Annotated in this window: 15 protein-coding genes; 4 read left to right on the top strand and 11 right to left on the bottom strand. The window is 62.2% G+C overall.

Annotation, left to right across the window (positions count from 1 at the left end; all coding sequences use genetic code 11):
* Positions 1-368 precede the first annotated feature (368 nt).
* From NTCA1_RS22425 to NTCA1_RS22380, 10 genes are all read right to left on the bottom strand, one after another.
* Complete coding sequence (locus NTCA1_RS22425; RefSeq protein WP_048939165.1) at positions 369-1775, bottom strand: efflux transporter outer membrane subunit; 1407 nt, start codon at positions 1773-1775, stop codon at positions 369-371.
* A 33-nt stretch (positions 1776-1808) separates the two neighbouring features.
* Positions 1809-2936: an ABC transporter permease gene (locus NTCA1_RS22420; protein WP_017503204.1), complete on the bottom strand. Its 1128-nt coding sequence runs from the start codon at positions 2934-2936 to the stop codon at positions 1809-1811.
* Positions 2933-5722, bottom strand: a complete 2790-nt coding sequence (gene rbbA / locus NTCA1_RS22415) for a ribosome-associated ATPase/putative transporter RbbA (protein WP_159831895.1) — start codon at positions 5720-5722, stop codon at positions 2933-2935. The genes NTCA1_RS22420 and rbbA overlap by 4 nt, the downstream gene beginning before the upstream one ends.
* Positions 5719-6696, bottom strand: a complete 978-nt coding sequence (locus NTCA1_RS22410) for an HlyD family secretion protein (protein ID WP_017503206.1) — start codon at positions 6694-6696, stop codon at positions 5719-5721. Before NTCA1_RS22410 ends, rbbA begins: the two co-directional genes overlap by 4 nt.
* Positions 6697-6715: 19 nt before the next feature.
* Positions 6716-7951 carry a phospholipase A gene (locus NTCA1_RS22405; RefSeq protein ID WP_036526765.1) on the bottom strand — a complete coding sequence of 412 codons (1236 nt, stop codon included), beginning with the start codon at positions 7949-7951 and terminating at the stop codon, positions 6716-6718.
* Positions 7948-8721, bottom strand: coding sequence for an enoyl-ACP reductase FabI (gene fabI / locus NTCA1_RS22400; protein WP_017503207.1), 774 nt, complete (start codon positions 8719-8721; stop codon positions 7948-7950). Before fabI ends, NTCA1_RS22405 begins: the two co-directional genes overlap by 4 nt.
* On the bottom strand, positions 8718-9911 hold the full coding sequence (locus NTCA1_RS22395; RefSeq protein WP_004207060.1) for an acetate/propionate family kinase: 1194 nt from the start codon (positions 9909-9911) through the stop codon (positions 8718-8720). The genes fabI and NTCA1_RS22395 overlap by 4 nt, the downstream gene beginning before the upstream one ends.
* Entirely contained in the window at positions 9908-11332 is a 1425-nt protein-coding gene (locus tag NTCA1_RS22390; RefSeq protein WP_004207061.1) for a bifunctional enoyl-CoA hydratase/phosphate acetyltransferase, read from the bottom strand. Before NTCA1_RS22390 ends, NTCA1_RS22395 begins: the two co-directional genes overlap by 4 nt.
* Before the next feature lie 3 nt (positions 11333-11335).
* On the bottom strand, positions 11336-13087 hold the full coding sequence (locus tag NTCA1_RS22385; protein WP_004207062.1) for an alpha/beta hydrolase: 1752 nt from the start codon (positions 13085-13087) through the stop codon (positions 11336-11338).
* A 119-nt stretch (positions 13088-13206) separates the two neighbouring features.
* On the bottom strand, positions 13207-13881 hold the full coding sequence (locus NTCA1_RS22380; protein WP_017503672.1) for a TetR/AcrR family transcriptional regulator: 675 nt from the start codon (positions 13879-13881) through the stop codon (positions 13207-13209).
* 531 nt (positions 13882-14412) lie between these two features.
* Between NTCA1_RS22380 and NTCA1_RS22375 the strand changes: the two genes are divergently transcribed.
* From NTCA1_RS22375 to NTCA1_RS22360, 4 genes are all read left to right on the top strand, one after another.
* Entirely contained in the window at positions 14413-14979 is a 567-nt protein-coding gene (locus tag NTCA1_RS22375) for a TetR/AcrR family transcriptional regulator (RefSeq protein WP_004207065.1), read from the top strand.
* Positions 14980-15028: 49 nt separating this feature from the next.
* Positions 15029-15997, top strand: a complete 969-nt coding sequence (locus NTCA1_RS22370; RefSeq protein ID WP_004207066.1) for a quinone oxidoreductase — start codon at positions 15029-15031, stop codon at positions 15995-15997.
* Complete coding sequence (locus NTCA1_RS22365) at positions 15994-16716, top strand: SDR family oxidoreductase (protein WP_236549522.1); 723 nt, start codon at positions 15994-15996, stop codon at positions 16714-16716. The genes NTCA1_RS22370 and NTCA1_RS22365 overlap by 4 nt, the downstream gene beginning before the upstream one ends.
* Before the next feature lie 151 nt (positions 16717-16867).
* Positions 16868-18280 carry a diguanylate cyclase gene (locus NTCA1_RS22360; protein WP_036526763.1) on the top strand — a complete coding sequence of 471 codons (1413 nt, stop codon included), beginning with the start codon at positions 16868-16870 and terminating at the stop codon, positions 18278-18280.
* A gap of 331 nt (positions 18281-18611) precedes the next feature.
* Here NTCA1_RS22360 and NTCA1_RS22355 read toward each other — a convergent pair whose 3' ends face one another.
* The gene (locus tag NTCA1_RS22355; RefSeq protein WP_036526760.1) at positions 18612-20618 is read right to left on the bottom strand and encodes an FUSC family protein; all 2007 of its coding nucleotides are present in this window, start codon (positions 20616-20618) and stop codon (positions 18612-18614) included.
* Positions 20619-20648 lie beyond the last annotated feature (30 nt).

Here is a 20648-nt window from a genome sequence, read left to right as displayed (position 1 = left end):
ATGGCGGCGATGGGCTTAATCCACTAACAAACCAATCGGGCCACTCGGTGGGGGCAGATCAGCCGCACGTTCGAGAAACTCCTTCATGGCTCACCTATTCTGTTCGGCGCATGCGCGCTCTCATAGCTCTAAAGCAGGAATAGCACAGTTGACCTTTAGATTTTATTCCACTGTGCCTGGCACCTAATTGATGACTGGAAAATTGATACGAGGCCGCATTTTTCCCAGTCACATCATGAGGTTGATCCTGCAGCGTCACTCAGCGACCTGCATTTTGTCGTGATCGGTCAGCTGAGTTCGTCGATCTGCGTGGCCCTCAAAAGGCGGAAAAGCAGACCTCGACGCTGGCCGAGCGGCCCGGCGCAACCTTACCAGCCGCCCCCCAGTGCACGATAGAGCTGAACGGTTGCCGTTCCTTGTGCGATGCGGGTCTGTTCCATCTTGTCCTCGTCCGAGAGCGCATCCAATCGGGCCTGCAACACATCGCCCAACTGCGTGCGTCCGGCATCGTACAATATCGCCAGCTGGTCGGCGCGTCGGCGGGCCATGTCGGATGTACGGATAAGCCCGGCCAGGCGTTCGTCCAGCCCCGCCCGAAAACCATAAGCGGATTCAACTTCCTCGAGCGCCGACAGCATGGCCTGGTCATAATTGGCGAGAGCAGCCTCAAGTTCGGCATCGCCCGCCTTGACACTGGCCTGCAACCTTCCGGCATTGAAAAGCGGCATCGATGCGGAAAGGCCGACCAGACCTCCGGTTCCGCCATAGCCCGGCAGGGCGCCCAGTTCGATATGCCCGTTCTGCCCCAGAAAATGGATGGCGAAGCGCGGAAGCAGATCGGCCTTCAGGCTCTTGAGGCGCGCCGCACGCGCGTTCACCAGCCATGATCGCGCCGCGACATCAGGCCGGCGATCAAGAATGTCGGAAGGAAGTTGCCCGGTGGGCGCATCTGGCGTCTCAAAAGTGGCGGAGGCGACCATATCCGGCGCCTGTTCGGGGACGTCGCCCGCCAGCACGGCCAGTCGCCGCTTGCGCGCATCGACGAGGGATGTGAGGGCCGGGCGGGAGGCGCGCAGCGCCTCCAGTCCATTGCGGGCGCGGGTGACATCGGCCGCTGTCGCGGCGCCCGTCCGCTGCCGGGCGGCCGCATAATCGACAAGGCGACTGGCCGTAGCCTCGCTGCGATCGAGGACATCGAGGCGCCGCCTCAGCCCCTGCAGCTGCTGATAATTTTCGACGACATCGGCGGCGACCATGAGCCTGACGCCATCGGCCGTTCGTGCGGTGCTTTCGGAAAGCGCGCGCGCCATTTCGGCGTCGGCATGGCGTCCACCGAACAGGTCAGCCTCCCAGGTGGCTCCAAGACCCACCAGATATCCACTGCCGCTGTTTCCGGACAGCGACGGCAGCATGGCCTGCCACTTGTCATCGATCCCGGCATCGCTCTGACTGGCCCACGCTGTGCCATTTGCGGCAACGGTAGGATAAAGCGCCGATTCCGCGACAGTGACTAGCGCACGCGCGGCGGCGACATGGGCCTTTGCAGCGCGGATATCGGCGTTTGCTTCGAGCGATTTCTCGACCAGCGCATCAAGAGCGGGATCGCCCCACGCCGTCCACCAGCGGTCTGTCCCGGTTATTGCCGCGTCGTTCGCCGCCGCCGCATCCAGGCGATTGGGCGGAGTGATGCGTGGCGCGTGCGCGGGCGTGTTCGGGACGCTGGCGCAAGCGGTGAGCAGCAGCGCGAGCGATGGAGGAAGCAATTGGCTATGCATTCTGATTTTCCTGGGTGATGTCATCCATGACCTTTAGCCCTGCCTTGAGAGCATCGAACGGAAGCGGCTGACGGCCATCGCCACGAAGAACACGCCCGAGCCGCAGATGATCGCGAGTTCCGGCAGGATCGTTCGCACGCCCGCGCCGCGATAGAGGATCGCCTGGGAGAGGCTGACGAACTGGGTGGTCGGCAGACATAGCGCAATCGTCCGGATCGCCGAGGGCATGCTCTCGAGCGGCGTTGCCGCTCCCGAGAGCAGATAAGCGATGGCGTAGACGGGCACTGCGAAGAGCCCGAACTGCGGCATGGATGGCGCGAGCGTTGCCATCCACATGCCGAGCGAGGTGACCGAGAAGAGGTAGAGAAACATCGCGGCAGTGAAGAGCAGGAGAGATCCGGTCAGCGGCACGCCCAGAACGCCATGAACGACGAACCAGAGGGACGCGATCGAGGCCAGCAGGATGACGAGGCCGTTGGCAAGGATCTTGGCGAAGGCGATCTCGCTGGCGCGCACGGGCATCACCAGCAGATGCTCGATCGTGCCATGCTCACGCTCACGGATCACCGCCGCGCCGACGAGGATGATCGAGAGCACCGTCACGTTGGTGACGATCTGCATGACCGAGGTATACCAGGCCGACTGGGCGTTGGGATTGAAATGCATCCGGCTTTCGACCTGGACCGGCAGCGCCTCCAGGAGGCCCCGGGCATGGAGGAAGTCGAGCGTTTCCTGCGCGAATATCTGCTGGAAATAGGCAGCGCCCAGACCTGCCTGCGTCATGGCGGTCGCGTCGACGAGAATCTGGACGGAAGGCGACCGGCCCGCGAGCGTATCGGCTTCGAAGCGGGGCGGGATTTCGATGACGAAGATATATTTTCCGCTGTTCATCGCAGGGCCGATCGCGGATCGCTCGATGTCCTCGGGTGGTTTGAAATAGGGCTGCTGGATGGCATCGCGCAGCCGGCGCGACAGTTCGGAATGATCCTCGTCCATGATCGCGACCGAAGCGTTCATGACCTCTGCGCGTACCCCGTTCGCAACAAGCTGGATCGCCACGGTGAAAGCGAAGAGGATAAGCGCCATCAGCGTCACATCCTTCATGACACTGCGCAGTTCCTTGCCGCTCAGAAGCGCAACGTTGAGAATCCAGCGCGTCATTTCTCCTGCTTTCCCAGCATCAGGCGTGCGCCGCCCACGAAGAGGAATGCGAGCGCCATCAGGGCCAGATAGGCCTGGCCGAAACTGGCCATGCCCAGACCCTTGGTGAATGTGCCGAGACTGACGATCTGGAACCAGGAGGAGGGGAAGGTCAGCCCGATGATATGGCTCGGGCCTGTCAGGGTGGAAACGGGGTAAAGGAGCCCGGAGAAGTTCACCGACGGAATAAGACAGATGAGGGATGTCGCGAAGATGGCGGCGACCTGCGAGCGCACAAAGGCCGAGATCATCAGCCCCAGCCCGGTGACAGACAGAATGAAGAGGAACCCGCCGATCAGAAGGGCCGGCAAGGACCCCTTGAGCGGTACTCCCAAAATGAAGACAGTCACCAGGATCAGCGTCACGAAACTGGTCATCGCAAGAAGGGCATAGGGCATCTGCTTGCCGACCAGGAATGCGCCCAGGCTCGCCGGCGAAGCGTAGAGATTGGTGATCGAGCCGATTTCCTTTTCGCGCACGACCCCAAGGGCCGTCAGCATCGCGGGAATGAGGATCATGCAGAGCATCAGGACGCCCGGCGCCATGGCGTAGATGCTGCGAAACTCCTGATTGTAGATGAAGCGCGGTTCGATTGTGGACGAGAGATCAGGCACAGCGAAGGGCTGCGCGGACCGCAACTGGTCCATTGCGTAGCGAAGGAGAACAGCCTCGGCATAAGCGCGGGCGTTCGACGCGGGGAAAGGACTCGCGCCGTCGATCCGCACGTCGACCGCGGGCCGCCGCCCTGCGGTCAGATCGCGTCCGAAGCCGGGGGGTATGTCCAGCACCATCTTGGTCGATGCCTCGCGCAGCGCCTGATCGGCGGCCGCGTCGCTCGCAAGTTCGGGCTCAACCCGGAAATAGCGTGACCCTTCAAAATAAAGTTGCAGGTCACGGCTGGCGGCACTGCGGTCATGATCGAGAACGGCAAGGCGGATATTCTGGACGTCGAAGGAAATGCTGTAGGCTGCAATGCACAGCAGGATGATCGGGCCGATCAGCGCGAAGGCGAGCCGGATGCGATCGCGCATGAGTTCGGTCGCTTCGCGCCGGGCAAAGGCCCAGGCGAAGCCCGGCCAGCTGCCGGCAGCGGTTGGTAATCGCGGCCGGCCGGGAGCCGTCGATCGCGCACCGGCGGCAGGAGTGGACGAAGCGACCGAAGCATCGACCGGCAGATGGGCGGAAGCAGTCGGCGCTTCGTCATTATCCTTCTCGAGGACAGCGATAAAAGCATCCTCGAGCCGCTGCGCATCATATCGCTGTGTGAGTTCCGTCGGCGCGCCGACCGCCAGAACCCGCCCGCGATGCATCAGCGATATGCGGTCGCACCGTTCCGCCTCGTTCATGAAGTGGGTGGAGACGAAGATCGTTACCCCTTCATCGCGCGAGAGGCGGATCAGATGGCGCCAGAACATGTCGCGCGCCGCCGGATCGACGCCGGACGTGGGCTCGTCCAGGATCAGGATCTCGGGTCGATGGAGGCAGGCGGCGGCGAGTTGCAGGCGTTGCCGTATGCCGAGCGGCAGAGCGGCGGGAACGGCATCGGCATGGGCTTCGAGCTCGAACTGGGCAAGCGCGGCCGAAACCAGTTCGCCTGCCTGCTTGCGTGGCACGCGATAGAGCCGCGCATGAAGGACCAGGTTCTGGCGAACCGAAAGCTCTTCATAGAGCGAGAAGGCCTGCGACATATAGCCCACGCGCATGCGCGTCTCCATGTCTCCGGGGGCGATCGGCCGCCCGAAAAGGCTGGCCGTTCCGTCCGTCGCATCGAGCAGGCCGGTCAGCATCTTCATGGTCGTGGTCTTGCCGCAGCCGTTCGAGCCCAGAAAACCGAATATCTCGCCGCGTCCGATGCGAAAGCTCACATGATCGACCGCTACGAAATCACCAAAGCGCCGCGTCAGATCATGCGCCTCGATTGCCGGCGCTTCGCCCTTGTCCTGCCAGGCCGGCACGACCAGCGCGTCGCCCGATGGCCGCTTGTCTTGCGGAAGCAGGCGAACATAGGCGGCTTCGAGCGTATCCGCGCCCGCGTCACGCATGATCTCGCGCGTATCCCCTTGCGCGATCACCTTGCCATCGTCCATCGCCACGAGGTGGCCAAAGCGCTCTGCCTCTTCCATGTAAGCCGTGGAGACCAGCACGGTCATGTCCGGCCGCTCCGCGCACATCGCATCCACCAGTTCCCAGAACTGCCGTCGTGAAAGAGGGTCTACCCCCGTGGTGGGTTCGTCGAGGATGAGCAGATCCGGATCGTGCACCAGCGAGCAACACAGGCCCAGCTTCTGCTTCATGCCGCCCGAAAGTTTGCCGGCGGGCCGGTCCGGAAAGGGTGCAAGCCCCGTCGCGTCCAGCAAGCGCCGCATATGCGCTTCCCGCTCGACTGCAGACAGTCCGAAGAGGCGACCAAAGAAGTCGATATTCTCGCGGACGGAAAGCGTCGGGTAGAGATTGCGACCAAGCCCCTGGGGCATATAGGCGACGCGGGAAAGGAACTCCTCCCGCTTGCGACGCTCGGTGAGATCGAAGCCGAGAACCGAAAGACGTCCCGTTTGCAGCTTTTTCACGCCGGATATGAGGCCGAGCAGCGTCGACTTGCCTACGCCATCGGGCCCGACCAGCGCGGTGGTCTTCCCCTTGGGCAGGGAGAGCGAAACCTCGTTCAGGGCGATGATACCGCCATATCGATGCGAAAGGCTTTCGATCCGTATCGCCTCTTCGGGGAGGATCTGAGCGGGCGGGATCATTTGTCGATCTTGGTGAGGTCGGGCCAGGGCTGGCGCGTATCGGTGCGCACGAACCCGTCCGCCGTCATGCCGGCTTTCAGCCTTCCGTCCAGGCCACGGGCGAGATCAGGCGCGATCTGCAGCTTCACCCGGTAGGACAGGTTCTCGCGTTCGCTGGCCGTCTCGACGAATTTTGGCGTGAACTGCGCATCGGGCGCCACGAAGCTGACGCGCGCGGGAATGGCGTCGCCAAAACCCTGCGGAAGAATGCGTGCCTCGTCGCCGATCCTGATCTTGCCGGCGACCGAAGCGGGCAGGAAGATGGTGAGCCAGGCATCCTCGGCATTGACCAGCGACACGATCTTGCCGCCCGGTGGCAACATGGTTCCAGGCTCGACGATCCGATATTCGACGCGCCCGGGCGTCGGTGCGATGATCCGCAGGTCGGCAAGGCCGGCTCTGGTTTGCGCGATCAGGGCGTCGGCCTGGGCAATGGCCGAGCGTGCCTCGCCGACACCGCCGCCCGCCGCCTGGGCGCCACCTTGCGCAGCAACCAAGGCCAGGCGACGCTGCTCCAGCTCGACGTTCGAGACCATGTCACGCTCCCGCAGCTTGCCGGTCTCGACCCAGTCGATGCGGGCGAGCTGAGCCTGACTGTCCCGCGCGGCGAGCTCCCCTTGCGCGCGCATGAGGGCGGATACTGCCTGTTCGCGCTTGGCAAGCGCTCCGGCGAGTTGGGTTTTGAGGTCTACATCATCCTGCCGGGCGATGACCTGACCCGCCCCGACGAGATCACCTTCATGGACGTCAAGCGACATCAGGCGGCCAGGATATTTGGCGGCAATATCGGTGCGCGTCATCTCGAGACGGCCGTTGCCGCGCACGATGGTATCGGGGAGCTTGTCGGTGCGTCCAAACATCCACCACAGCCCGAAAGCCAGGGCGATGAGGACGACGGCCAGAATGGGAATGACGATAGGGCCCCGCAGCTTCACGCTATACCTCCTTGAGCGTTCATCGCACGAGCGCCACGCCGATCCGCAGGCGCGTCACGTGCTTGTTATAGTCGAGCAGATTTTCGCCATAGCCGGTGAAGCCCTGGCCGAAGAGATAGAAGTCCGGGCCTCCGCCCAGGATACGCCGGAACGGGTAGGAGAGCTCGGCGGTCAGAGCTCCCTTGCCGCTACCCAGGTTGAGACGGGTAGAAGCCGAGACGCGCAGCCCATCATCCTCGCTGGCCTCAATGAAAAGCCCGCTATTGCCGCGATATCGGCGAATGTCAGGATTGTCCGAAAGGTTTCCGAGATAGAGCCACAGCCGCGGCGCGATCGTCAGCCTTCGGTCCTCGCCGAGCGAGAAGCCGGCCATCGGGGCCAGATAGAGCATGTTGAGGCTGCGCGAGGCTGCGCCATCGCGTCCATTGGACTCATGGCGAAGGCCGATCTGGCCGCTGATCGTGGCCTTATCTGACACGGGCAGGGCAGGCGAGAGATAGAAGAGCTCGGGTTGATAATCGATATTGCGGAAGGGCGAGGATTTCGCCGCCACGTCCCAGAACATGCGCTGGGTATAGGCGAAATAGAGGCCGTCGATCAGCGAGGGAGAGCGGTCCATCCGCGCTCGACTTCCGAACAGCTGATATTTGAAACTGATCTGGATGCGTGCGTCGGTGTTGGTGCCGGGGCCATAGACCGCATAGATCGGTTCGTAGACCGAGAGATTGGGGATGAAAGCATTGCCCCGGGTTCGGTCTGTCGGCGATGGTGTGACGGAGTCTGGCGATATCTGCGGAGAGGTCGGAGGCGTGAGCGAGGGCGCGGCAGTCAGGGCGACCGGGGCAGAGCGGTCGGCCTCAGGATCGACGCCGATCGTCAGGAGGATTTGCTGCGTTGACCAGGAGGGAATGGACAAGGCCGCGCCGTCCATGACGTCCTGAAAGTCGATCCGGTAGCGCGCCGCCGCAAAGCCATTGGCCCGGATCGTCAGAACCGCAGCCTGTTTTTCGCCTCGTTGCAGCCAGACCTTTCGATACGTGCCGTTGCTGACCAGATCGGCCGCAACCTCGTCGGGAAGGCGAACCTCCTGCGCGGCCGCCCCGGCATTGAGAACGCGCACATCGACAAGGATATGTCCGCTCTGATCGCGGTTGCCTGCGCGCTGGACGACATACTCCAGAGCAGCTTGCGCGTGCGCCTGCGACGCCAGTACGGCGCTGGCTGCGAGGGCAAGAGGGGCAGCCCGAACGATCACGCGAAAAGATGCTGCCCGTTATCGACCGGAATGATCGTGCCGGTGATCCGCTTCGCGGCATCGCTGACGAGGAAGGCGGCCAGCGCGCCGACGTCGCTTACGTCAACCAATTTTCCTGCGGGAACCTGCGCGGCAGCCCGATCGAGCAACTCGTCGAACCGGTCGATTCCGCTTGCGGCGCGGGTGGCAATCGGCCCTGGTGAAATAGCGTGTGCCCGAATGGCTTTGGCGCCCAGTTCCGCGGCGACATAGCGCGTTGCGCTTTCCAGGGCCGCCTTGACGGGACCCATCAGGTTATAGTGTTCGACCACCCGCTCCGAACCATAGAAGGTCACGCAAAGCAGGCATCCGCCCGTTGCCATCAGCGGTTCGGCGAGCTTCGCCATGCGAAGGAAACTGTGGCAGGACACGTCCATCGCCGTCGAGAAGCCTTGCGCACTGCTGTCGACCACCCGACCGTGGAGATCCTCCTTCGGCGCGAAGGCGATCGAGTGCAGCAGGAAATCGAGGCCACCCCAGCGTTCTTGCACCTGGCCGAAAAGCGCCTCGAGTTCGCCGGGGATGCGTACATCGCACGGCGCAGTCCATTCGACGCCGAGCTGGTCGACGACAGGCTGGACCCAGTCCTTTGCCTTTTCGTTGAGATAGGTGGCGGCAAGCCGGGCGCCGCACCGGGCAAATGCCTCCGCGCATCCTGTCGCGATGCTATGTTCGTATGCGATCCCGATGACGAGGCCGCGCTTGCCGGTCAGATCTACAAGCGGTGTCATTGGGCGGTCTCCTGCAGCAGGCTGAGCGTGTGAATTGCGATCATGCGTTCCTCGTCGGTGGGGATGACGAGGGCCTTGATCCGGCTCTCGGGGGCGCTGATCAGCGTCTCACCTGCAGCATTGGCGCGATCATCGATCTCAAGGCCCAGCCATTGGAGCCGGCGACCAATAAGACTGCGCATGCCCGCGTCATTTTCGCCGATGCCAGCAGTAAAGATGATCCCGTCCACACCCTCCAGCGAAGCGGCAAGGGCGCCGGTGTCACGGGCTACCCGCCAGGCGAAGAGATCAATCGCTTCTTTCGCTTCGGGTGCGTCGCTCGCGGCAAGCGTGCGCATGTCGCTGGAAATGCCCGACACGCCCAGAAGGCCCGATTGCCTGTAAAGCATATCCTCTATCGTCTTGGCGCCCATGCCCATCTGCGTCATGAGATGCAACACGACACCGGGGTCGAGACTGCCCGAGCGGGAGCCCATCATCAAACCGTCGAGCGCGGTGAACCCCATGGTCGTGTCGACGCTTTGCCCCGCCGCCATGGCGCAAAGGCTCGCGCCATTGCCCAGATGTGCGGCGATGACCTTGCCCGAGGCCAGCGCCGGGTCGATCGCGGCGAGGCGCCGGGCGATATATTCATAGGAAAGGCCGTGAAAACCGTAGCGACGGATGCCCTGGTCGTGAAGCGCACGGGGGATTGCGAAACGAGAGGCAAGGGCTGGCTTGTCATGATGGAAAGCGGTGTCGAAGCAGGCGACCTGAGGCAGGTCGGGATCAAGCTTGGTGATCGCCCGGACGGCAGCCAGGTTATGGGGCTGATGCAGGGGCGCCAGCGGACAAAGTGCTTCCAGCTTGTCGATCAATTCAGAATCGATGCGCCGCGGGACGGAAAATTCTGTGCCGCCATGGACGATGCGGTGTCCGATGGCGGCGATCTCATAGCCTTCAAGTGGATGCTGCATCGCCCAGGAAAAAAGATCGGCCAGCAAGTCGGCGTGGGTAAGGCCTGCGCCATCCGGCCAGGTGCGATCGAGCAGGATCGTACCGTCCGTCCTTCGGGCCTTCAGCGCTGGCACTATCCCGATTTTCTCGATCTTTCCGCCGGCCGCGAGTTGGAGGCTGCCTCCCGGCTCCATGGCGAAGAGAGAGAATTTGATGCTCGACGAGCCGGAATTGAGGCTGACGACCGCCTTCATGCACTCTTGCCCCCGGGCAATCCAGGGGCTGCCGGCGTCACGGCGCGCGCCATCAGCACCGCCACTGCGCAGGACGCGAGACGCGTGCGCAGGCTGTCGGCACGGCTCGTCAGGATGATCGGCACGCGCGCGCCAAGCACGATACCGGCCGCGTCGGCGCCGCCCAGGAATGTGAGCTGCTTGGCCAGCATGTTCCCGGCTTCGAGGTTGGGCACGACCAGAATTTCCGCATGGCCCGCAACTTCGGAAACGATACCCTTTTCCCTGGCCGCGGCCTCGCTGACCGCATTGTCGAAGGCGAGGGGTCCATCGAGAATGCCACCGCTGATCTGCCCGCGATCCGCCATCTTGCAGAGCGCCGCCGCATCCAGCGTCGAAGGCATTGCCGGGTTGACGGTTTCGACCGCAGCGAGGATCGCGACTTTGGGCGCCTCCATGCCGATCACATGCGCGAGATCGATGGCGTTGCGGATGATGTCGGCCTTTTCCTCGAGGGAGGGGGCGATGTTGATAGCGGCATCGGTAATGATGAGCGGTGTCGGCCGGCCAGGCACGTCCATGACATAGGCATGGCTGATCCGTCGTTCGGTGCGAAGGCCTGTAGCGGAAGAGACTACCGCGCCCATCAGTTCATCCGTGTGCAGTGATCCCTTCATGACGAGCTGCGCTTCGCCCGTGCGCACCAGTTCCACCGCCTTGGCCGCTGCGGCATGACTGTGCGCCACCGGCACGATCCGGAAACCGTCGATCGCGCGCGAGGCCGCAGTGGCTGCGGCCTTGATCTTCGCATCGGGCCCGATGAGGATCGGGGCGATCAATCCGGCTTGCGCCGCATCGAGCGCCGCAGTGATGGCGGCTTCGCTGCAAGGATGCACGATCGCCGTCGGGACCGGATCGCTACCACCGGCAAGCTCCATCAGCCGGCGATATTTGTCATGATCGTTGAGGCGAACGTCCGGCAGCTCCGCGCGCGGGCGCAGCACCTTTTCGCCGGGCGCGATCACCTGGGCCTGGCCAGTGATGACATCCTCGCCATGCTGGTTGGCGCAGCGGCAGTCGAGGATCAGGATTTTCTTCTCCGCACGCTTCTCGACGACGGTGACCGAGGCGGTGATCGTGTCGCCCGGTGCGACGGGGCGGCGGAAGCGCAACGACTGGTCCAGATAGATGGTGCCAGGACCGGGTAGTTGCGTTCCGAGGACGGCGGAGATGAGGCCGCCGCCCCACATGCCGTGGGCAATGACGTGGCGGAACATGTCGGTCGCGGCATATTGCGCGTCGAGGTGAGCCGGATTGACGTCGCCAGACACCAGGGCGAAAAGCTGAATGTCTTCCGGCTCGAGCGTTCGTGTGACCGATGCGGTGTCGCCAACTTCGATTTCATCGAAGGTGCGGTTTTCGATCATCGCTGGACCGGCCATCGCTCAACGCTCCTTCACATAGTGGCCAGGTGCCGGATAGAGCGCGGGATATCCCTTGTCGGGCGATCCCATCGGGGGAGGCGGGACGGGCTCGCTCGAATGGTCGACCAGCCATTCGCCCCAGGCGGTCCACCAGCTTCCCTCATGCGGCTCGGCGCGCGTAAGCCATTCCTCCGCGTCGAGCACGGGGCCGTCTTCCACACGATCGAGCACGCTGTAGCGACGCCCCCTGTGGCCCGGCTCCGATACAATGCCGGCATTGTGACCGCCGCTTGTCAGCACGAAGCGGATGGAGGCCGGGGAGAGCATGTGGATCTTGTGGACCGACTTCCACGGCGCGACATGGTCGCGTTCGGTTCCTACGATGAACATCGGTTTGCGCAGCGCCGACAGGGAAATAGCCCGGCCGTCGACCTTGTATTTGCCTTCGGCCAGATCATCATCGAGAAACAGACGGCGCAGATACTGGCTGTGCATGGCATAAGGCATGCGCGTGCCGTCGGCGTTCCACGCCATGAGATCGTTCATGGGCGCACGCTCGCCCATCAGATATTCGGTGAGGATCCGCGACCAGACGAGATCGTTCGAACGCAGAATCTCGAACGCACCGCCCATCTGGCTGCTGTCGAGATAGCCCCGGCTCCACATCATGTTCTCGAGCAGATTGAGCTGGGACTCATCGATGAAAAGGCCAAGTTCTCCGGGTTCGCTGAACTCGGTCTGGGCCGCGAGCAGGGTGACGCTCGCCAGCCTGTCGTCGCCATCGCGCGCCATTGCGGCTGCGGCGATGGACAGCAATGTGCCCCCGAGACAATAACCCAGCGCGTGGATATGCGCGTCGCCGCAGATCGCGTGGATGGCATCGATCGCTGCCATCGCGCCCAGCCGTCGATAGGCGTCCATGTCGAGGTTGCGGTCGGCGCTGCCCGGATTGTGCCAGGAGATGGCGAAGACCGTGTAACCCTGGCCCACCAGCCAGCGGACCAGCGAATTGTCCGGCGAAAGATCGAGAATATAATATTTCATGATCCAGGCGGGCACGATCAGCACCGGCTCCGGATGGACCATCCCGCTCGTCGGTTCATACTGGATCAGTTCGATCAGTTCGTTGCGATAGACGACCTTTCCTGGCGTCGCGGCAACAGTCTCGCCAACCGGGAACGCCTCAACTCCCGCCGGTGATTCCCCTCGTGCAAGGCGGCTCATGTCCTCGAAAAGATGCTCGATGCCGTCGATGAGGCAGCGCCCGCCTGTTTCGACGATCCGCTTCTGGAGCACGGGATTCGCCGCGATAATGTTCGTCGGCGCGACGATGTCGAGGATTTGGCGGGCCGCGAACGCAACCATGTCTTCATGATGACGGTCCACGCCCTTTATGCCCGTCGTGGCGGCGTGCCACCATTGCTGGGTCAGCAGAAATGCCTGCACGAGAAGATCATAGGGCTGTTCCCGCCAGGCAGGGTCGTCGAAGCGGCGGTCCTGGGGCAGCGGCTCGATTGCGGGAAGGGTGTCGGGATCGCCGGCGCGCCGGGCTGCATAATCAGCCAGTCGCATATATTTGCGACCCAGCTTGGTAGCCAGTTGCAACTGCCTGCCCGGAGAGATGGCGAGATGGAGCGCCCAGTCCGACCATGCCTGAACAAGCGTTGCGGGAGACAGGCCATGCGTTGCCTGAGCCACCATGGCAGCCGCTGCGTGATCGAGCGTCTCGGCGAGGCCGTCGAGGGGGTCGGTTTGGTGTTCATCGATCGACATGCTCAATCTCCTGCGGCGGCAGAGCGGCAATGCCTGCGAGCAGGCGAGTCCCTCTGCTGTGTTTCTTTGCGCAGGCGCTCGGCAGCCTGCAGAAAGGTTAAGTACCTCCCCTTTGAGGTTCACCGCGGCGGAGCGCATGGCTCGCCGTGGAGCAAAGTCTCGACGATGGTCTCTGCGATGAGAATTCGGGCGGCGTCCTCAGGGATCTCGGGAGCAAGCGATCGCAGGACAGTAGGAAAGCTGGCGGGTTGATTGGCAGCGGCGCTCAGCAACGCGAAAAAGAGCGCAGGGTGACTGGCCCTGATTATGCCCTGAGCGATTCCGGCCTCGTAAAGCGTCCGACAACTTTCATAGGCAGGATGGATCAGTTGTTCCGTAACCAATGTCGACCGCTCAGACCTATCCGCTGCGTGCCGAACGACAAAATCCCTCACATAGGGATGGTCCGAATAAAAATAGATTATGCGCGTAATCGCGTCGCAAAGTCGGTCATGAACCGAACGGCTATCGTCTGAGGCAATCTTGGAAATTTCCGCGATTATTCCGGTCGTGCTCTGTGTTATCGCTTCCAGGCAGGCTTTCCAGAGTTGAGCTTTGCTTCCGAAATGCACGCGGATGAGGTTTTGACTGACGCCAGCGGCCGATGCGATTCCTCTCAGATCTGCGCGCTCGAACCCGTCATGCGAAAATGCGCAGATGGCAGCCGCCAGCAATTCCTGTCTGCCACCAACCATATCCTTCTGCCTGCGGCCTCGGGGCGACGGGAGAGGATGAATGGCGACCTCTGTCGGCATGTAGACTCCATGATATGTTCAATTGAACATATATTATGGGTTGCACTTGCACAATGCCTGTTCGGCCGAAAAATCGAACGATCAGCAGAGGATGGGCGAAGCGCCTCTGAAAATACGGCAGTCCCGCTGGTGAGTGATCGCGACGCCTGGCGTCGATCAGACACCTTTAACACGCAGTGCTCGCTCCCATCACAACCGGGCCGTCGGGGCGACGAGTTCATAACCGAACTGCAGCGCCTCGCGGCTCCGCATTGAGCGCGATCTCAAGAATATGGAACAGAGTGGAGAGGCTGCGGAAGCTGAAGCCCGCACGCCCCGAGCTTCGCCTCGCTCGAAGAGGTAACGCAGCGGCCGAGGTCATCGGGCTATCCGTTCATCCTCGCGGCGACCGGGCGAACCCAAGCCCAGCGAAACTAGCCGACTCTCGTCCGTCTCGGGAGGCGCCACGGTCGCTGCTTCCCGCTGAGGGTGTCGCACGGAAACCGAGTATCCATACTTGAACGATCGTTCCCGAATCGCTATACATGACCTATGGCAAGACCTCGGGAATTCGACACGGATGCTGCCCTGGACGGTGCGATCACCGTGTTCAGCGAGCATGGATATGAGGGCAGTTCGGCGCAGATGCTCGTGGACGCCATGGGCATTGGGCGGCAGAGCCTCTACGCGGCCTTCGGCGACAAGTGGCAGCTCTATTGCGCGGCGGTGCGGCGCTACGGCATGGGCGAATGCGCGGCGCATTTCGAGGCGCTTCGCAGCGGCGCGCGCGCCATTGACGGGATCGGGGCCATGCTGCGGCGCGTCGTGGAGACAGCAGCCACGCCCTGTCTCGGCGTCGGCTCGACCTGCGAGTTCGGCGCATCGCGGCCGGACCTTGTCGATATCCATGCAGCACTGGGCAGGACGTTGCACATGGCCATCGCCTCGCGCATGCGCGACGCGCAGCGTGAGGGCGATGTTGCAGCCAGCCTCGATCCCGAGGCTCTCGCGCAATTCCTGATCGCCAATATCGCCGGGATCCGCGTCGCCGGGCGTGGCGGCGCCGACCGATCAACCCTGGCTGCCCTGCAGGAGATGGTCATGCGCGCGCTGCGCTGACCCCTTTTTTGAACAATTATTGAACGATCATTCAAGATAGGAGAAAGACATGCGAGCAGTGGTGATGACCGCGACCGGTGGCCGCGAGGTGCTGGAGCAGATCGAGCGACCGGAGCCTGTCGCCGGGCCGGGCGAGGCGCTGGTCGAGATCGCGGTTGCCGGGGTCAACTTCATGGATATCGGCGTGCGTCAGGGGATTGCCTGGACTGACATGCCCAATCCCAAGATCCTGGGCGTCGAAGGCGTCGGTCGAGTTCTGGCAGTCGGCGAAGGCGTCGAGGCTGTTCAGCCCGGCCAGCGTGTCGCCTGGGTCTATGCGCCCGGCAGTTATGCTGAGCGGGTCGCGATCCCGGCAACGTCGCTGGTGCCGGTTCCCGATGCGGTCGACGATCGAACGGCGGCCTCGATCATGATGCAGGGGCTGACCGCCAGCCATTTCGCGACCGACTTCTATCCGGTCCTGCCCGGTGATATCGCCTTCGTTCACGCTGCGGCAGGAGGTCTTGGCCTGCTCCTGACCCAGATCATCAAGTTGCGCGGCGGCCAGGTGATCGGTCGGGTCTCATCTGAAGAAAAGGTCGCCACCGCCCGGGAGGCGGGCGCCGACCACGTCATTGTCGATACGGAAGGGCGATTTGCCGAAGAGGCCCTGCGCCTGACCGATGGAGAGGGCGTCCATGTCGTCTATGATGGATCGGGACCGACAACGTTTCAGGGTTCACTCGACGTCCTGCGCCGGTCGGGCACCTTCTGCTGGTATGGCCCGGTGCTGGGTGGGCCAGGGCCACTCGATATCATGAGCCTGCCCAGGAGCATCAAGATCGGCTACGCCGTCTTCTTCGACCATATCCATACCCCGGAACTGCTTCGCAAGCATGCCGCGCAGCTCTTCCAGTGGGTCGCGGACGGCAGGCTCAAGGTCCGGATCGGCGGCGAATATGCCCTTGCGGATGCGGCGAAGGCCCACGCGGATATGGAGAGCCGCAGGACCACCGGAAAGTTGGTGCTGATCCCGTGAGCGCTCGGGTCGCCATGGTGTTCGGGGGATCGCGTGGCATTGGCGCCGCCATCGCAAACCGGCTCGCCGGAGATGGTTTCGATCTGGCGCTGACCTATGTCTCGCAACCTGATCGCGCCGCTGAGGTTGTCCAAGCGATCAACGGCCTGGGACGCAGCGCCATCGCGATTCAGGCTGATAGCGCCGATGCCGATGCTATCACCGCATCAGTGGCGCATGCGGTCGATCGGTTGGGCATGCTCGACGTCGTGGTTGTCAATGCCGGCGTCCTTCGCCGCGCGACAATCGAGGCGTTCACGCTCGAGGTTCTCGACCTGATGCTCGACGTCAACGTGCGCGGCGTCTTCCTCGCCATCCAGGCTTCGACCGCGCGGATGCGCGATGGCGGGCGCGTGATCACGATCGGCAGCAACACCGCTATTCGAACTGGCTCGCAGGGCAGCAGCGTCTACGCCATGACCAAGGCCGCCGTCGCGACCATGGTCAAGGGCGTCGCTCTCGACCTCGCGCCCCGGCGTATCACGGTCAACAACATCCAGCCGGGACCGATCGAAACCGATCTGACGGCTGCGATGGTTCCGCGCCTGCGCGACCTCATTCCACTTGGGCGGGTCGGCAAAGCGGAGGAGGTCGCGTCGCTCGTTTCCTATCTGATTAGCCCGGCGGCTGGTTACATGACGGGTGCCAGTCTGACGATCGATGGCGGGTATGTGCTCTAGCGATCGCCACGAAATACTGCAGTTCGGTCGATGACGACGAGAATTGCCGGGCGCCCTTCTCATGATTGACGTTCTGCGCATTCTCTCAATTCTATTGGACGTCGACTGGGTAAGGCATCGCCCTTAAAGGGGCGCGGAAGGGATCACATTGATGTTTACGGACGAAGAGCGGATCAAAGGGTCGGCGAAGCTGCCCGCCCATAGCCGGCACTCCCATGCGCCGCTCAAACTTCTCGCGGAGATGGCTGCCGAACATGGCCGTGAACTCGTCGCTTTGTTCTACGATACGCTGCTTCGTGACCAGGAGGCTGCCCAGTTCCTGAACCACGCTGTGGTGCAGGAGAGGCTCAGCTCTTCCCTCATTGAGTGGCTCACGCAGTTGTTTTCCGGACAGGACATTCGCGACTCCCCCGAAAAGCAGGCCCGCCAGAAGATCATTGGCGAAGTCCACGCTCGCATCAAGATTCCGGTCCATCTCGTAATGACAGGCGCGCTGGTGATCAAGACACGGCTCGCTGAATTGCTGCAGGGTCAGGCAGTCGATCCGTTGGTAGGCATTCGCGCGCTTCAACTTGCTGATGCGCGAATGGACACGGCCGTCATGCTCATCAGCCAGTCCTATGTAAAGGACACCACGGCAAGAGCGAGACTAGATGAAGCCTATCGGCTCTTCTCTCTGGATCAGGACGCTGCAGTCGACAAAGAGACGCAGCGCGCCAGCCTGATGGAGTGGAGCCAGAACACACTGTTCGCGCTTCTGCAAGCTGGCCCTGGTGGCGGGTTGCTCCGCTTGGGCGATTCCGCCTTCGGACTTTGGCTTCGGCATCGGGCACAGTTCATGTTTGAGCAATCGGCGCAGTTCAGCACTGTGGTCCGACTTGTCGAGCGCATCGATGAGATGCTCCTGCCAGAGCTGGATGCTCCCCGTAAGCGTCAGGATGGCTCATCCGCCTTGGCGGATTTGCGCGCCGCAGTTGACGAAATTTCCTTCCTGGTCGCTGATCTCTTCCAGACATTAAGCACCATGGAAGGAGGACGCGATCCGCTGACCCGTGCCCTTAACCGCCGTTTCCTGCCTGCCATACTTGGCCGCGAGGTCACATTCGCGAAGGAGAACGGGACAGCGCTCAGCGTCATGCTGGTCGATATCGACCACTTCAAGGCGATCAATGATCGGCACGGCCATCAGGTCGGTGATGAAGTCCTCCGGCAGGTGGCACAAGTGATCGTCGGGAATGTCCGGGCGACGGACTTCGTTTTCCGGTACGGGGGCGAGGAGTTCCTGATCGTCCTAGTCGAGACAGGCATCGAGGCTGCGGCCAACATAGCGGAGCGCATTCGGGCAGATATGGAGGGCCATATTTTCGAAACGGGAAGCTCGGGCGGCCTCAGTGTCACCGCGTCGATCGGCATTGCCCTGCATTCCGGCCATCCCGATCAGAAATTCCTGATCAAGGCCGCGGATGAGGCACTCTATCGGGCCAAGGCCGCAGGTCGCAACACGGTGGAACTCGCCCCGATTTATGGAGAAGGCGGGAAGGGGATTTGGCCGCTTGCCACATGACGTTCTTTACACCCAGATGTTTACGGGCATCAGGCTCCAAGTTTCCTGGATTTATCGGTGGCGGTATCGCTCGAGACCGCCACTTGCGTGGCTTGCATAACCAATCTCCCATGCTGCCCGAACATGGGAGGCACGGTAGGGATTGGCGTGACGCGGCAAGCCGGCCTGTGCGGCCTTCAGACCCCATCGATATGCATGGTCGAATTGCACTGATGGGCTCCTTCCCGATGAACCGATTGCCCGGCGACGGCGGCGGAGCATAATCGCGCCGACTGCCAGAACGAACAGGCCAAGCGCTCCTTTGCATTCCAGTTCCGTGTTTTCGCTGAAATCAGGAGACGACATTGCGACGCAAGCTCGTCAATGCGAGTGTGGCGAGCCTCTTTTCGCCTACGCCATTGCCGGAAAACTTGCTCATGGCCAAATCTATGGTGCGGACAAGCGCGTCGTCAGTGCGATCTGCCGCTGTCGATTTGCGCGCGTAGTGCTGCCTTACTCGCCCCAAAACAAGCGAAAGGAGACGGGCATCTTTAGGGCTCGCGATACGCCGTAGTCTTTGCAGTTCGTCGAGAGAAATTCCGACGCGTGTGTCGCGCAAAATCTCAAGCAAAGGAGTTGACGTATCGCCGCCGATCTCTATTAGCCTGGGTGTCAGCAGGCCGATACGATCCAGCATCGTGTTGATCCATTTGGCGGTGTCGGGCATGTGGCGCAAACCTGCTCGCCCGGCAAGATCGCGCCAACCGGCGCGCATCAAACGCAAGCTTGCCTTTTCAGCTCCAATCGTGCGGACGGCCTCCAGAACCAGCACCGCTAGCAGCGCACCGACCACTTGCGCGATTGCGGCGTTGGCGAAAAATGTAAAGCTTGACGAGTAAACAGCATCCAAGCCCATCAAGCCGGGCAGGGCCAGGATCATGCCGATTGCGATGGCTGCTGTGCGGCGATTGACCATCATGGTGCCTATCGTCAGAAAAGCCGGAGCCATGACGGCAATCAGGACGGCAAAATCGGTCACGCGTGGCAGGATCGCGAAGGCATAAACAGCGGCGACGACCACCGCGGCGCATGTACCTTGCCAGACCTTCCAGGCCGTTGGTGCCGGGTCATCCATATTGCTGAAAAGAGCGCAAATGATGCTGGCAATGACGACAGCGCCGGCGCCAGCAGGCCAAGCCGCAATGATCCAGAAGGCGCAGCCGATCAGAACCGTCATAGTTGTGGTCAAAGCCCCGCGAAAGGCCAGCCCGTGATCACGGTGCAGCATGCGCTTGCCCGCATTTTGAACCGCTGCCTGGGTCCGCTTTGACACAATGATGCCTTTCTGCGCCATGGCATCGCGTAACTCGCGGCAAACCGCATGAACGGCGATCAATTCGGCCAATCGGTCGAGCAGGCTGAGTTCGAGAGCCGCCTTCCAAGGGACAAATTTCGCACAATCGGGCTCACACGCCCGTGCACGTCGACGCAGAATGTCAACCTCCGACATGGTGCAGCCCTGTTCCGCTCCGGCCAGCCAAAGAACCGCATCCTCCAGCAGCTCTTTCACTGGACTGGGAAGGCCGCCATTGACCTGAAGCTGCTGAACACGGTCCTCCACCGCGCTCGCCAGCGGCAAAAGCAGGCATAATTGTGTTTCCAGGGCGCGTAGCATGCCGGCCTTGAGGCGATGCCTGCTGCTTTCGAAAGGAAGATGGGCGGAAAGTTGGTGCAGTTCGTGAATATCGGTTGCGAGCTGGCGCCGATCCCGGGCGACGAGAACATCGCTTTGCTGATGCGTCAATGAATCGCGCGTCCACCGCTCGGCATCGGCTAGGATCACGTCAATCCGCGCCATCATCCGGGCTGATACCGTCCTTGGGAAGACGAGGCTATGGACCAGCGTCGCCGAGATAATCCCGATAGCAATCTCCTGGGTCCTCAGGCTCGCTACGGTGAAGATCGTCGCAGGAACGTCTACTGTCGGAAGGGCGATAATGCCGGCAGTGTACCCGGCCAGCAGGAAAGTATAGGCGCGCGGCGTTCGGTCGAGAAGAGCAACATAGGTGCATAGTCCCAACCAGGCGGCGAGCGCGAGACAGAGAAGTTCAGGGACATTGCCCAAGGTCGGCACTAAAACGATGGCCACAAGTGCTCCCACGACCGTACCGAACAGCCGGAAAATCGCTTTGGAGGAAACAGCGCCGGCCAAGGGCTGAGCGACGATATAGCTTGTTATGATGGCCCAGTAAGGACGCTCCAGTCCTATACGCAGGGCAATGTAGTACGCCATGATCGCAGAAAGGAACGCCTTGAGCGTGAACAGCGCATCATTACCGCCCAATTTAGTGAACGTCATGACCGAAACTGACTTAAGCGTTCTCACGCG

This window comes from Novosphingobium sp. TCA1, assembly GCF_009811895.1.
In the GTDB taxonomy this organism is placed as follows: Bacteria; Pseudomonadota; Alphaproteobacteria; order Sphingomonadales; family Sphingomonadaceae; genus Novosphingobium; species Novosphingobium panipatense_A.
Note: the sequence above shows the minus strand (reverse complement) of the source record. Positions and strands in the feature narration are given on the sequence as shown.

Excerpts from the sequence above, each read along its gene's own strand:
- NTCA1_RS22390 (WP_004207061.1), bottom strand. The coding sequence starts at position 11,332 with ATGGCCGGTCCAGCGATGATCGAAAACCGCACCTTCGATGAAATCGAA.
- NTCA1_RS22395 (WP_004207060.1), bottom strand. The coding sequence starts at position 9,911 with ATGAAGGCGGTCGTCAGCCTCAATTCCGGCTCGTCGAGCATCAAATTC.
- NTCA1_RS22355 (WP_036526760.1), bottom strand. The coding sequence starts at position 20,618 with ATGACGTTCACTAAATTGGGCGGTAATGATGCGCTGTTCACGCTCAAG.
- NTCA1_RS22385 (WP_004207062.1), bottom strand. The coding sequence starts at position 13,087 with ATGTCGATCGATGAACACCAAACCGACCCCCTCGACGGCCTCGCCGAG.
- NTCA1_RS22420 (WP_017503204.1), bottom strand. The coding sequence starts at position 2,936 with ATGACGCGCTGGATTCTCAACGTTGCGCTTCTGAGCGGCAAGGAACTG.
- rbbA (WP_159831895.1), bottom strand. The coding sequence starts at position 5,722 with ATGATCCCGCCCGCTCAGATCCTCCCCGAAGAGGCGATACGGATCGAA.
- NTCA1_RS22370 (WP_004207066.1), top strand. The coding sequence starts at position 15,029 with ATGCGAGCAGTGGTGATGACCGCGACCGGTGGCCGCGAGGTGCTGGAG.
- NTCA1_RS22375 (WP_004207065.1), top strand. The coding sequence starts at position 14,413 with ATGGCAAGACCTCGGGAATTCGACACGGATGCTGCCCTGGACGGTGCG.
- NTCA1_RS22425 (WP_048939165.1), bottom strand. The coding sequence starts at position 1,775 with ATGCATAGCCAATTGCTTCCTCCATCGCTCGCGCTGCTGCTCACCGCT.
- NTCA1_RS22360 (WP_036526763.1), top strand. The coding sequence starts at position 16,868 with ATGTTTACGGACGAAGAGCGGATCAAAGGGTCGGCGAAGCTGCCCGCC.
- fabI (WP_017503207.1), bottom strand. The coding sequence starts at position 8,721 with ATGACACCGCTTGTAGATCTGACCGGCAAGCGCGGCCTCGTCATCGGG.
- NTCA1_RS22380 (WP_017503672.1), bottom strand. The coding sequence starts at position 13,881 with ATGCCGACAGAGGTCGCCATTCATCCTCTCCCGTCGCCCCGAGGCCGC.